Origin of the sequence: Pricia sp., assembly GCF_041745955.1 — a bacterium.
In the GTDB taxonomy this organism is placed as follows: Bacteria; Bacteroidota; Bacteroidia; order Flavobacteriales; family Flavobacteriaceae; genus Pricia.
This window is the reverse complement of sequence record NZ_JBGTHY010000442.1, coordinates 1-10400: the sequence shown is the minus strand read 5'-3', so window position 1 is coordinate 10400 and position 10400 is coordinate 1. Positions and strand designations below refer to the sequence as shown.

General features: G+C 44.3%; 22 protein-coding genes and 2 pseudogenes. All 24 read right to left on the bottom strand.

Features of this window, described 5'->3' with window-relative positions; all coding sequences use genetic code 11:
* Positions 1-97, bottom strand: a pseudogene (locus tag ACEW8S_RS15735) (30S ribosomal protein S13); the annotation flags it as partial.
* A gap of 2 nt (positions 98-99) precedes the next feature.
* On the bottom strand, positions 100-216 hold the full coding sequence (ykgO, locus tag ACEW8S_RS15730; protein WP_013305171.1) for a type B 50S ribosomal protein L36: 117 nt from the start codon (positions 214-216) through the stop codon (positions 100-102).
* A gap of 21 nt (positions 217-237) precedes the next feature.
* Positions 238-453, bottom strand: a complete 216-nt coding sequence (gene infA / locus ACEW8S_RS15725) for a translation initiation factor IF-1 (RefSeq protein ID WP_013751343.1) — start codon at positions 451-453, stop codon at positions 238-240.
* A 31-nt stretch (positions 454-484) separates the two neighbouring features.
* Complete coding sequence (gene secY, locus ACEW8S_RS15720) at positions 485-1831, bottom strand: preprotein translocase subunit SecY (RefSeq protein ID WP_373519075.1); 1347 nt, start codon at positions 1829-1831, stop codon at positions 485-487.
* A gap of 12 nt (positions 1832-1843) precedes the next feature.
* A complete protein-coding gene (rplO, locus tag ACEW8S_RS15715; protein ID WP_373519074.1) occupies positions 1844-2296 on the bottom strand; it encodes a 50S ribosomal protein L15 in 453 nt (150 codons plus the stop codon).
* A gap of 19 nt (positions 2297-2315) precedes the next feature.
* Positions 2316-2498, bottom strand: a complete 183-nt coding sequence (gene rpmD / locus ACEW8S_RS15710) for a 50S ribosomal protein L30 (RefSeq protein ID WP_373519073.1) — start codon at positions 2496-2498, stop codon at positions 2316-2318.
* Positions 2499-2544: 46 nt separating this feature from the next.
* Positions 2545-3072 carry a 30S ribosomal protein S5 gene (rpsE, locus tag ACEW8S_RS15705; RefSeq protein ID WP_091866905.1) on the bottom strand — a complete coding sequence of 176 codons (528 nt, stop codon included), beginning with the start codon at positions 3070-3072 and terminating at the stop codon, positions 2545-2547.
* A gap of 8 nt (positions 3073-3080) precedes the next feature.
* Positions 3081-3437: a 50S ribosomal protein L18 gene (gene rplR, locus ACEW8S_RS15700; protein WP_373519072.1), complete on the bottom strand. Its 357-nt coding sequence runs from the start codon at positions 3435-3437 to the stop codon at positions 3081-3083.
* A gap of 10 nt (positions 3438-3447) precedes the next feature.
* Complete coding sequence (gene rplF, locus ACEW8S_RS15695) at positions 3448-3990, bottom strand: 50S ribosomal protein L6 (RefSeq protein WP_373519071.1); 543 nt, start codon at positions 3988-3990, stop codon at positions 3448-3450.
* Positions 3991-4035: 45 nt separating this feature from the next.
* Complete coding sequence (rpsH, locus tag ACEW8S_RS15690; RefSeq protein ID WP_373519070.1) at positions 4036-4434, bottom strand: 30S ribosomal protein S8; 399 nt, start codon at positions 4432-4434, stop codon at positions 4036-4038.
* Between the two features lie 35 nt (positions 4435-4469).
* Complete coding sequence (gene rpsN, locus ACEW8S_RS15685) at positions 4470-4739, bottom strand: 30S ribosomal protein S14 (RefSeq protein WP_373519069.1); 270 nt, start codon at positions 4737-4739, stop codon at positions 4470-4472.
* A 1-nt stretch (position 4740) separates the two neighbouring features.
* A complete protein-coding gene (gene rplE, locus ACEW8S_RS15680; protein ID WP_373519068.1) occupies positions 4741-5292 on the bottom strand; it encodes a 50S ribosomal protein L5 in 552 nt (183 codons plus the stop codon).
* 2 nt (positions 5293-5294) lie between these two features.
* Positions 5295-5606, bottom strand: coding sequence for a 50S ribosomal protein L24 (gene rplX, locus ACEW8S_RS15675; protein WP_373519067.1), 312 nt, complete (start codon positions 5604-5606; stop codon positions 5295-5297).
* Positions 5607-5675: 69 nt separating this feature from the next.
* Positions 5676-6044, bottom strand: a complete 369-nt coding sequence (rplN, locus tag ACEW8S_RS15670) for a 50S ribosomal protein L14 (protein WP_373519066.1) — start codon at positions 6042-6044, stop codon at positions 5676-5678.
* A 2-nt stretch (positions 6045-6046) separates the two neighbouring features.
* The gene (gene rpsQ, locus ACEW8S_RS15665; RefSeq protein ID WP_091866920.1) at positions 6047-6307 is read right to left on the bottom strand and encodes a 30S ribosomal protein S17; all 261 of its coding nucleotides are present in this window, start codon (positions 6305-6307) and stop codon (positions 6047-6049) included.
* A 13-nt stretch (positions 6308-6320) separates the two neighbouring features.
* The gene (rpmC, locus tag ACEW8S_RS15660) at positions 6321-6512 is read right to left on the bottom strand and encodes a 50S ribosomal protein L29 (RefSeq protein WP_373519065.1); all 192 of its coding nucleotides are present in this window, start codon (positions 6510-6512) and stop codon (positions 6321-6323) included.
* A gap of 6 nt (positions 6513-6518) precedes the next feature.
* Positions 6519-6947, bottom strand: coding sequence for a 50S ribosomal protein L16 (gene rplP / locus ACEW8S_RS15655; RefSeq protein WP_373519064.1), 429 nt, complete (start codon positions 6945-6947; stop codon positions 6519-6521).
* A 38-nt stretch (positions 6948-6985) separates the two neighbouring features.
* A complete protein-coding gene (gene rpsC, locus ACEW8S_RS15650) occupies positions 6986-7714 on the bottom strand; it encodes a 30S ribosomal protein S3 (protein ID WP_373519063.1) in 729 nt (242 codons plus the stop codon).
* Position 7715: 1 nt separating this feature from the next.
* Positions 7716-8123, bottom strand: coding sequence for a 50S ribosomal protein L22 (gene rplV / locus ACEW8S_RS15645; protein ID WP_373519062.1), 408 nt, complete (start codon positions 8121-8123; stop codon positions 7716-7718).
* Between the two features lie 3 nt (positions 8124-8126).
* Positions 8127-8405: a 30S ribosomal protein S19 gene (gene rpsS, locus ACEW8S_RS15640; protein ID WP_373519061.1), complete on the bottom strand. Its 279-nt coding sequence runs from the start codon at positions 8403-8405 to the stop codon at positions 8127-8129.
* 13 nt (positions 8406-8418) lie between these two features.
* Positions 8419-9243 (bottom strand): 50S ribosomal protein L2, encoded by an 825-nt coding sequence (rplB, locus tag ACEW8S_RS15635; RefSeq protein ID WP_373519060.1) that lies wholly within the window; start codon positions 9241-9243, stop codon positions 8419-8421.
* Positions 9244-9320: 77 nt separating this feature from the next.
* Positions 9321-9611, bottom strand: coding sequence for a 50S ribosomal protein L23 (gene rplW, locus ACEW8S_RS15630; protein ID WP_373519059.1), 291 nt, complete (start codon positions 9609-9611; stop codon positions 9321-9323).
* A gap of 7 nt (positions 9612-9618) precedes the next feature.
* A complete protein-coding gene (rplD, locus tag ACEW8S_RS15625; RefSeq protein WP_373519058.1) occupies positions 9619-10248 on the bottom strand; it encodes a 50S ribosomal protein L4 in 630 nt (209 codons plus the stop codon).
* Positions 10248-10400 (bottom strand): annotated as a pseudogene (locus tag ACEW8S_RS15620) (50S ribosomal protein L3); the annotation flags it as partial. The gene rplD and the pseudogene ACEW8S_RS15620, both read right to left, overlap by 1 nt.

Genomic DNA, 10400 nt, shown 5'->3' with positions numbered 1-10400 from the left:
TTTCTTTGGCCCTGCTTCTACCGATTCCAAAAATATAGGTCAGCGCAATTACGCCTCTTTTCTGTTTTGGTATATCTATACCTGCGATTCTTGCCATAACTATCCTTGTCTTTGTTTAAATCTAGGATTCTTTTTGTTGATAACGTACAACCTGCCTTTTCTGCGTACAATTTTGCAGTCGGCACTTCGTTTCTTTACGGATGCTCTTACTTTCATCGTTCTATCTTTCAGTCTTACTTAATATCTATATGTAATTCTGGCCTTGGAAAGGTCGTACGGACTCATCTCCAACTTTACCTTATCACCGGGAAGCAATTTGATATAGTGCATGCGCATCTTACCTGAAATGTGCGCGGTTACCACATGGCCATTTTCCAATTCAACGCGAAACATCGCATTGGATAGGGCTTCTATGATACTTCCATCTTGTTCTATTGCAGCTTGTTTGGCCATTTAATTTTGGTAATTATTGCGTTAATTTCAACTACGCTACTTTTCTATTTTTCCCGGTTTTCATCAAACCATCATAATGTCTGTTCAACAAGTAGGCGTTGACCTGCTGTACCGTATCGATGGCAACACCTACCATAATCAGTAGTGAGGTTCCACCGTAAAATAACGCCCATCCGGTCTGGATATCCATCAACTTTACCACAATTGCGGGCAAAACAGCCAACAATGCTAGAAATATCGATCCTGGCAATGTAATCAACGACATAATTTTATCCAAGAAATCACCGGTTTCTTTTCCGGGCCGTATCCCAGGTATAAAGCCACCACTTCGTTTTAGGTCATCGGCCATTTTGTTGGTCGGTACGGTAATTGCCGTATAGAAATACGTGAAAATAATAATCAGTACCCCGAACAGAATATTATAGGCCAGACCGAAAATATCCTGAAAATTCACCTCCATCCATTGACCCACGGTTGTTTCATTAAAAGACTTACCGATCAAACTGGGCACGAACATTATCGCTTGTGCAAAGATAATGGGCATTACACCGGAAGCGTTTAACTTAAGGGGAATGTATTGACGTGACCCCATAATATTCTTTTCATACCCTCCGGATGCCGTTCTTCTTGCATATTGAACCGGTATCTGTCTCGTAGCCATCACCAAAAGCACACTGGCCAAAATAACCAGGAACCACAGGATTACCTCTATCAGAATGAACATCAAACCCCCCGTATTGTCGGTCGTTCTAGAAACGAACTCCTGAATAAACGATTGGGGCATTGTAGCAATAATCCCGATCATTATCAACAGGGATATACCGTTACCGATACCTTTATCCGAAATTTTCTCTCCCAGCCACATTGCGAACACACAACCGGTAACTAATATGATTACGGAAGGAATCATAAAATCAAGTCCTCGGCCTTCCAAAAATGCACTTTCCGGAACGCCAAAAGCAGTGGTCAGACTATAAAGGTATGCCGGAGCTTGGACCACACAAATCCCAATGGTCAACCATCTGGTAATCTGATTCTTCGTTTTTCGGCCACTTTCGCCCTCCTTATCGAGCTTTTGCAGATAAGGGATGGCAATGCTCATTAACTGTACAACAATCGAAGCCGAGATATAGGGCATGATGCCCAAGGCAAAAATTGAGGCCTTAGCAAATGCGCCACCGGTAAAGGCATTCAAAAGTCCCAAGATACCCGAATCGGTGCTTTGGGTCAATTGATCTAGCTGTGAAGAATCCATCCCTGGAAGAACGATTTGGCATCCAAAACGGTATACCAGTAAAAGGCCGAGCGTAAGAAGAATTCTCTTCCTTAGCTCCTCAATCTTCCACAGGTTGGATATGGTCTCGAAAAATTTCTTCATAGTACGGTCGGCTTATAAATTTATCGCTTCTCCACCAGCGGCTTCAATGGCCGCCTTGGCACTTGCCGTAAATTTATGCGCGGAAACTTTAAGGGAAGCTTTCAATTCCCCCCCTCCTAATATTTTCACCAAATCCTTTTTCTTGGCCATACCGTTTTCCACCAAAGTTTCGACGGTAATGGAATCTTTGGCCACTTTATTGTCCACCAGGTGTTGCAATTTATCCAAATTGATGCCTTGGTATTCAACGCGGTTGATATTGGTAAAGCCAAATTTGGGAACACGTCGCTGCAAGGGCATTTGACCCCCTTCGAAACCGATTTTTTTGGAATATCCTGATCTGGATTGGGCACCTTTGTGGCCTCTTGTAGCCGTTCCGCCCTTACCGGATCCCTGACCTCTTCCTACTCTTTTTCCCGGCCTATTAATCGCGCCTTTCGCTGGTCTTAGATTACTTAAATCCATAGTACTATCCCTTATTCCTTTAGGCTTCCTGTGTAGAAACCAAATGTTTAACTTTATCTATCATACCCAGGATGTTCGGCGTAGCATCGTGCTCAACCACATGGCCGATTTTTCGCAAACCTAGTGCGGCAAGGGTACGTTTTTGGTTCTGCGGTCTTTTGATACCGCTTTTCACTTGTTTGACTTGTATTTTCTTCGCCATAGCAGGGAATTATTAATTAATAATTGATGATTATTAATTATTTGGATTATCCTTTAAAAACTTTTTCCAAAGAAACGCCTCTTTGTTTGGCTACCGTGCCGGCGTCCCTAAGTTGTAAAAGCGCATCGAAAGTTGCCTTTACTACGTTATGCGGATTGGAAGATCCTTGTGATTTCGACAGTACATCTTTCACGCCTACGGACTCCAGCACAGCTCGTACGGCTCCACCAGCGATAACACCCGTACCATGGGAAGCTGGCTGAACGTATACCCTTGCGCCACCAAACTTACCCTTTTGCTCATGGGGCAAAGTACCGCCCTTGGTCAAAGGAATACGGATAAGGTTTTTTTTGGCATCTTCGATAGCCTTGGCTATAGCGGTAGCCACTTCCTTGGATTTCCCAAGACCGCTACCGACCACCCCGTTCTCATCGCCCACGATCACTATGGCGGAAAAGCCGAAAGCCCTACCCCCTTTGGTAACCTTGGTTACACGTTGTATACCCACCAATCGGTCTTTAAGGTCTAGACCTGCGGGTTTAACCGTCTCTACATTTTTGTATTTCTGGAACATACTGCTATTTAAAAATTAAGTCCTGCTTCCCTTGCGCCTTCTGCCAAAGATTTCACTCTTCCATGGTACAGGTTGCCGCCACGATCGAAAGCTACCTTCTCTATACCCACCTTCTTACATTTTTCGGCTATGGCCTTACCCACCACCTTGGCAATCTCGCTTTTTGTACCTTTTTCCTTGGCCAAATCCCCGTCCCTTGATGAAACGGCTACCAGGGTTGTGCCTTGGGTATCGTCAATAACCTGTGCGTAAATTTCGCTGTTACTTCTGAAAATGGACAATCTAGGCCTTTCGGCAGTTCCCGAGGAAACCTTTCGGATTCTTCTTCGTATTCTTTTTTTTCTTTCGCTAGTTGATAATGCCATGATATGCTAATTAAGCTGATTTACCTGCTTTTCTTCGTAACTGTTCCCCGACAAATTTGACGCCTTTTCCTTTGTAAGGTTCCGGTTTGCGGAAAGACCGTATCTTGGCGGCTACCTGACCTACCAATTGTTTGTCGTGCGAAGTCAATTTTATAGTAGGATTCTTTCCTTTTTCGGAAGCGGTCTCGATTTTCACCTCCGGAGCCAGATTTAAAACAATATTGTGGGAAAAACCCAGTGCCAATTCCAATTTTTGGCCCTGGTTACTCGCCCTATACCCTACACCGACCAATTCTAATTCCTTGGTCCATCCTTTAGAAACCCCCTCGATCATATTGACGATCAATGAACGGTAAAGTCCATGCTTTGCCTTGTGTTCTATGGCGTCGGACGGGCGGGTAACCCAAACTTGATTCTCTTCCACCTTTATCGCTACCGCAGAATATTCTTGGATCAATACACCCAATTTACCCTTGACCACGATTTCGTTATCCTTTACATTTACGGTCACCCCTTCAGGAATCGCCACCGGATTATTACCTATTCTTGACATTTTTTACTTAATTATCAATTAATAAATATTGATTATTAATTATTTCTAATATACGTAACAAAGTACCTCGCCACCTACATTTTCATTCTTGGCCTGCTTGCTGGTCATCACTCCATGGGATGTCGACACTATCGCCACTCCCAATCCGTTGAGGACCCTAGGCAGACTATCGGAACCCGTATATTTACGCAACCCGGGCTTACTTACACGTTGCAGCTTTTTAATTACCGGTTCTTTGGTCAACTTATCATATTTCAAGGCAATCTTGATGGTAGCCTGAACTTTATCCTCTTCAAACTTATAACTCAGGATATATCCTTGGTCAAATAAGATTTTGGTAATATCCTTCTTTACCTTGGAAGCGGGAATTTCAACCACCCTGTGGCCTGCCCTACTCGCATTCCTGACCCGCGTTAAATAATCTGCTATAGTATCTGTAACCATTTCTTAATAATACTTATCAATTACTAATTATTTATTTACCAACTGGCTTTTTTGACTCCGGGAATCAACCCTGCGTTGGCCATTTCCCTGAACATTACCCTAGAAACTCCGAAGGTACGCATGTAGCCTTTGGGCCTACCGGTAAGTTTACACCGGTTGTGCAAACGCACGGGAGAAGCGTTACGCGGCAATTTTTGCAACCCCTCGTAATCCCCTGCTTCTTTAAGGGCCTTACGTTTCTCGGCATATTTTGCTACCGTAGCCTCTCTTTTACGTTCTCGGGCCTTCATTGATTCTTTAGCCATATTATTTCTTTTTAAAGGGTAATCCTAATTCCGTTAACAACGATTTTGCTTCCTTATCGGTCTGCGCGGAGGTAACAAAAGTTATATCCATTCCATCCATTCTATTGATCTTGTCGATATTGATCTCAGGAAAAATTATTTGCTCCGTTATACCTAAGCTATAGTTTCCACGTCCATCAAAACCTGTGGCACGGATGCCCTGAAAATCACGGACTCGGGGTAATGCGCTAGTAACCAAACGATCTAAAAATTCGTACATACGTTCGCCACGCAAGGTTACTTTGGCGCCTATCGGCATGCCTTTACGTAATTTGAACGCGGCAACATCCTTTTTGGACATAGTAGCCACAGCCCGCTGCCCAGTGATATTGGACAACTCATCGACCGCATGGTCAATTAGCTTCTTGTCCGCTACCGCGGCACCAACGCCCCTACTGACCACTATCTTTTGAAGCTTGGGCACTTCCATTACATTTCTGTAACCGAATTCCTCCTTTAACGCCTTTACGACGCGCTCCTTATATTCTTTCTTTAATCTTGAAACGTAAGCCATACCTATATTACTTCATTGGATTTCTTGGAAAACCGGACTTTCTTACCGTCACGCATCTCATAGCCAACACGTGTCGTTTCCCCAGATTTGGAATCGACTAACGATAGATTGGATATATGGATAGCTGCTTCCTTCTTAACGATTCCGCCCTGTGGATTTTGCGCACTAGGTTTCTGGTGTTTTGAAACCATATTGGCACCTTCCACAATCGCTTTGTTCTTTTCACGATCAACGGTCATCACCTTGCCCTCGACGCCTTTGTGGTCGCCTGCAATAATTCGGACTGTATCTCCAGTTCTTATTTTTAATTTCATTGTTGTCTTGTTCAATTTCCACCCCTAGACTGCGCCTACCTGCCGGCAGGTTCGGGGTGACATTTTGGTTTAAAGTACTTCTGGCGCCAAAGAGACGATTTTCATGAATTGCTTGTCACGAAGTTCTCTTGCAACGGGACCAAAAACGCGTGTTCCCCTCATTTCGCCCGTCGGGTTTAGAAGTACACATGCGTTATCGTCGAAACGTATGTAAGAACCATCAGGTCTTCTCACCTCCTTTTTTGTACGAACTACCACTGCGGTAGATACGGCACCCTTTTTGATTCCACCATTGGGTGTGGCCAATTTAACGGTCACAACGATTTTATCACCGATAGAAGCATATCTACGCTTCGTGCCACCGAGAACCCGGATGGTCAGTACTTCTTTTGCGCCAGTATTGTCCGCTACCTTTAACCTTGATTCTTGCTGTAACATAATTATTTAGCTCTTTCCAAAATTTCTACTAATCGCCAACATTTGGTCTTGCTCAAAGGGCGGGTCTCCATGATTTTGACGGTGTCGCCCTCCTTGCAATCATTCTTTTCATCGTGGGCGACATACTTCTTCGTCTTTAAGACGAACTTACCGTACATAGGGTGCTTCACACGTTTGACCTCGGCCACCACAATGGATTTCTCCATTTTGTTGCTGGTTACTACCCCGACCCTCTCTTTTCTTAAATTTCTTTTTTCTTCCATAAAGCAGAACCAATTATTGGTTTTCCCTATTAGTTATTTCGGTCGCCAATCGTGCCACCGTTTTTCTTACCTTTCTGATTTGAAGAGGATTTTCCAACGGGGTAACGGCGTGTGCCATTTTCAAATCGGCATGCTGTTTTCTATATTCGGCAAGCTTTTCGTGGAGCTCCTCTGCCGATAATTCCTTAATCTCTTTATTCTTCATGCTACCTTATATTATATCTTCTACGTAGTCACGTGCGACCATGAACTTCGTGCGAACCGGCAACTTTTGCGCGGCAAGACGCAACGCCTCTTTTGCTATATCCATTGGTACTCCGGCGATTTCGAACATCACCCTACCTGGTTTCACTATGGCCACGAAATATTCTGGAGCTCCCTTACCCTTGCCCATTCGCACTTCGAGTGGCTTTTTGGTGATCGGTTTATCCGGAAAGATCTTTATCCAAAGTTGACCTTGTCTCTTCATATATCGAGTCGCCGCTATACGCGCTGCCTCTATCTGTCGAGAGGTTATAAACTTTTGCTCTAAAGTCTTTATACCGAACATACCGTTGGAAAGCTGGTGACCCCTGCCCGCATTGCCTTTCATGCGGCCTTTCTGCATTTTTCGAAACTTCGTTCTTTTCGGTTGTAACATGGCTTTACTACTTTATTTAGATGTACTATCTTTTAAAATCACTTTCTTCGACGTTGTTTTCTAGCGCCACCGCCGCCACCACGCTTATCTCCTTTACCGTCCTCACCTTTGGTCATTCCCACTAAGGGAGAAAGGTCGCGCTTGCCATACACTTCGCCTTTCATGATCCATACCTTAATCCCCAACTTCCCGTAGGTAGTCTGGGCCTCGTGCAAGGCATAATCGATATCGGCACGGAAGGTAGAAAGAGGTATACGTCCATCTTTATAGGATTCCGATCTCGCCATTTCGGCACCGTTCAAACGACCTGAAATCTGTATCTTGATTCCCTCCGCATTCATTCGCATTGCAGCGGCTATACCCATTTTGATAGCTCTTCTGAACGAAATCCTACTTTCAATCTGTCGGGCAATACTTGCTGCAACAAGATTGGCATCCAATTCGGGCCTCTTGATCTCGTAGATATTGATCTGAACCTCTTTGTTCGTAATCTTCTTCAACTCTTCCTTGAGCTTATCTACTTCTTGGCCCCCTTTACCGATAATAATTCCCGGTCTTGCCGTGGTTACGGTAATGGTAATCAACTTGAGGGTGCGTTCTATGATGACCCGTGAAACACTTGCCTTCGACAATCGCGCGTGAATGTACTTTCGTATTTTGCTATCCTCGGCAAGTTTGTCGCCATAATCGCTACCGCCGTACCAGTTTGATTCCCATCCCCTGATAATTCCCAAACGATTTCCTATTGGATTGGTTTTCTGTCCCATATTATGCTTCAATATTGTTGTTAGATCCCAATACCAAAGTGACATGGTTGGAACGCTTTCTAATCCTATGTGCCCTACCCTGTGGTGCGGGACGCAATCTCTTTAACATCGTTCCTCCGTCAACGCGGATTTCCTGTACGAACAACTCCGCATCCTCTACATTAGCCTCTTCATTTTTGGTTTGCCAGTTGGCCAAAGCGGAAAGTAAGAGCTTTTCAAGTTTCCGCGAAGATTCCTTCGGGTTAAACCTCAATATTGCCAACGCCTTTTCAACTTGAACGCCCCGAATCAAATCCGCGACTAAACGCATTTTTCTAGGTGAAGTAGGACAATTGTTCAGTTTAGCAAACGCCATATCCTTCTTCTCTGCCTTGAACCTTTCGGCCATCTGTCTTTTTCGAACTCCCATAGCTTACTTTTTACCTTTGTTCCTAGCTCCGGCGTGACCCCTAAAAGATCGTGTAGGGGAAAATTCACCCAACTTATGCCCCACCATATTTTCCGTTACGAATACGGGCACAAACTGTTTTCCGTTGTGTACCGCTATGGTAAGTCCCACAAAATCAGGAGTAATCATAGAGGCTCTCGACCATGTCTTGATGACACTCTTCTTACCGGAAGCTGCGGTTTGCTGGATTTTCTTTTCCAAACTATAGTGAACGTATGGTCCCTTTTTTAACGATCTTGCCATTTTTCTACCTTATTTATTTCTTTCTACGTTCGAGGATATACTTGTTAGTGTTCTTCGTCTTGGAACGTGTTCTGTATCCTTTTGCAGGTATGCCATTTCTTGATCTCGGATGCCCTCCGGAAGCCCTACCTTCGCCACCTCCCATGGGGTGATCTACAGGGTTCATCGCCACCGGCCTAGTTCTCGGCCTTCTACCCAACCATCTGCTTCTACCGGCCTTACCGGAAACTAATAACTGGTGATCGGAATTCGATATGGCACCTATTGTCGCCATACACGTCGATAATATCAAGCGTATTTCGCTCGAAGGCATCTTTACCGTGACGAATTTACCGTCCCTTGCAATCAATTGGGCAAAAGTTCCGGCACTTCTTGCCATTACGGCACCCTGACCGGGTCGAAGCTCGATACAGGATATAATGGTACCCAACGGAATTTCACTCAAAAGCAATGCATTGCCAATTTCAGGGGCCACTCCTTTTCCAGCTGAAATCTCCTGACCGACCTGTAGACCGTTCTGCGCAATGATGTACTTTTTTTCACCATCGGTATACGCTACCAAGGCAATAAAAGCCGTTCGGTTCGGATCGTACTGAATAGATTTCACCGTTGCGGAAATATCTTGCTTATCGCGCTTAAAATCAATAATGCGATACCTTCTTTTATGCCCACCACCTTTATGGCGCATGGTCATCTTACCTTGACTGTTTCTGCCACCGGACTTTTTAAGCGGAGCGAGAAGACTCTTCTCGGGTTTATCGGTCGTAATGGCATCGAAGCCGTTCACGACTCTAAACCGTTGTCCGGGTGTTATGGGTTTTAATTTTCTAACTGACATTTTGTGCCTTTTTAGAGAATGGCTGCCTTTTTCATAATTGCTATCAAACAATTCAACGGCAAAACATTCAATTCATCTTAAAGATTACTGTAAAAATCAATCATATCGCCCTCAACTACATCAACGATAGCCTTTTTCGTAGCATTCGTCTTTCCATGCTGGATACCGGTCTTTGTGTATCGCGATTTTCTGGTAGGCCCATAATTCATAGTACGCACCTTTTTCACCGAAACCCCATAAGTCGCCTCCACGGCATCTTTAATCTGAATCTTGTTCGCCTTTGGATCGACCAAGAAACCGTAACGGTTGTACAACTCGCTTTCAGCGGTCATCTTCTCGGTTATAATCGGCCTTATCAACACGCCCATGGTTTTTCTATTTAATTAAGTTCGATTCCAATCCCTCTAAAGCACCTTCCATCAACACGATGTTATTCGCATTCAATATTTTGTAAGTGCTTATTTCTGAGGATGTTATGACTTCGGAGCCCTTCAAATTTCGTGAGGACAAATATACGCTAATATTTGAACCGCCCAAGACAAACAAAGATTTTTTATTCTCAAGTCCCAATGACCTTAAAACACTAACAAAATCCTTGGTTTTGGGGGTATCGAAATTGAAATCCTCTACCACCAATATTGCATCCTCCTTTGATTTTATACTCAGGGCCGATTTACGCGCCAAACGCTTTACGTTTTTGTTCAGTTTTTGGCTATAATCCTTAGGTCTTGGACCGAAAATTCGGCCACCTCCCCTAAAGATCGGGGATTTAATACTCCCTGCACGGGCGGTACCGGTTCCCTTTTGCTTTTTGATTTTGCGTGTACTACCGGCAATTTCTGCCCGTTCCTTGGCCTTGTGAGTACCTTGTCGCTGATGGGCCAAATATTGCTTGACATCCAAATAAACGGCATGTTCGTTGGGCTCTATGGCGAAAACAGCATCGGAAAGTTCTGCCTTTCTTCCTGTTTCTTTTCCTTTGATATCTAAGACTGCTAGTTTCATTATATCCACCTTTGAATAGTTACGTACCCACTTTTGTGGCCGGGAACTGCACCTTTTACCACGAGAAGATTCTTTTCGGGCACTACCTTCAAAACCCGTAGGTTTTGAACAGAAACCCGGTTACCGCCCATACGGCCGGCCATTCGCATACC

Coding starts and splice junctions, on each gene's coding strand:
- rpmC (WP_373519065.1), bottom strand. CDS start 6,512: ATGAAGAATAAAGAGATTAAGGAATTATCGGCAGAGGAGCTCCACGAA.
- rplB (WP_373519060.1), bottom strand. CDS start 9,243: ATGTCAGTTAGAAAATTAAAACCCATAACACCCGGACAACGGTTTAGA.
- rplD (WP_373519058.1), bottom strand. CDS start 10,248: ATGAAACTAGCAGTCTTAGATATCAAAGGAAAAGAAACAGGAAGAAAG.
- rplR (WP_373519072.1), bottom strand. CDS start 3,437: ATGGCATTATCAACTAGCGAAAGAAAAAAAAGAATACGAAGAAGAATC.
- infA (WP_013751343.1), bottom strand. CDS start 453: ATGGCCAAACAAGCTGCAATAGAACAAGATGGAAGTATCATAGAAGCC.
- rplP (WP_373519064.1), bottom strand. CDS start 6,947: ATGTTACAACCGAAAAGAACGAAGTTTCGAAAAATGCAGAAAGGCCGC.
- ykgO (WP_013305171.1), bottom strand. CDS start 216: ATGAAAGTAAGAGCATCCGTAAAGAAACGAAGTGCCGACTGCAAAATT.
- rpsE (WP_091866905.1), bottom strand. CDS start 3,072: ATGTTCCAGAAATACAAAAATGTAGAGACGGTTAAACCCGCAGGTCTA.
- rplO (WP_373519074.1), bottom strand. CDS start 2,296: ATGGATTTAAGTAATCTAAGACCAGCGAAAGGCGCGATTAATAGGCCG.
- rplE (WP_373519068.1), bottom strand. CDS start 5,292: ATGGCTTACGTTTCAAGATTAAAGAAAGAATATAAGGAGCGCGTCGTA.
- rpsH (WP_373519070.1), bottom strand. CDS start 4,434: ATGGTTACAGATACTATAGCAGATTATTTAACGCGGGTCAGGAATGCG.
- rpsS (WP_373519061.1), bottom strand. CDS start 8,405: ATGGCAAGATCGTTAAAAAAGGGACCATACGTTCACTATAGTTTGGAA.
- rpsN (WP_373519069.1), bottom strand. CDS start 4,739: ATGGCTAAAGAATCAATGAAGGCCCGAGAACGTAAAAGAGAGGCTACG.
- rplX (WP_373519067.1), bottom strand. CDS start 5,606: ATGAAATTAAAAATAAGAACTGGAGATACAGTCCGAATTATTGCAGGC.
- rplV (WP_373519062.1), bottom strand. CDS start 8,123: ATGGGAGTTCGAAAAAGACAGATGGCCGAAAGGTTCAAGGCAGAGAAG.
- rplF (WP_373519071.1), bottom strand. CDS start 3,990: ATGTCAAGAATAGGTAATAATCCGGTGGCGATTCCTGAAGGGGTGACC.
- rplN (WP_373519066.1), bottom strand. CDS start 6,044: ATGTTACAGCAAGAATCAAGGTTAAAGGTAGCGGACAATACTGGCGCA.
- rpmD (WP_373519073.1), bottom strand. CDS start 2,498: ATGGCGAAGAAAATACAAGTCAAACAAGTGAAAAGCGGTATCAAAAGA.
- secY (WP_373519075.1), bottom strand. CDS start 1,831: ATGAAGAAATTTTTCGAGACCATATCCAACCTGTGGAAGATTGAGGAG.
- rplW (WP_373519059.1), bottom strand. CDS start 9,611: ATGGGCGTGTTGATAAGGCCGATTATAACCGAGAAGATGACCGCTGAA.
- rpsC (WP_373519063.1), bottom strand. CDS start 7,714: ATGGGACAGAAAACCAATCCAATAGGAAATCGTTTGGGAATTATCAGG.
- rpsQ (WP_091866920.1), bottom strand. CDS start 6,307: ATGGAAGAAAAAAGAAATTTAAGAAAAGAGAGGGTCGGGGTAGTAACC.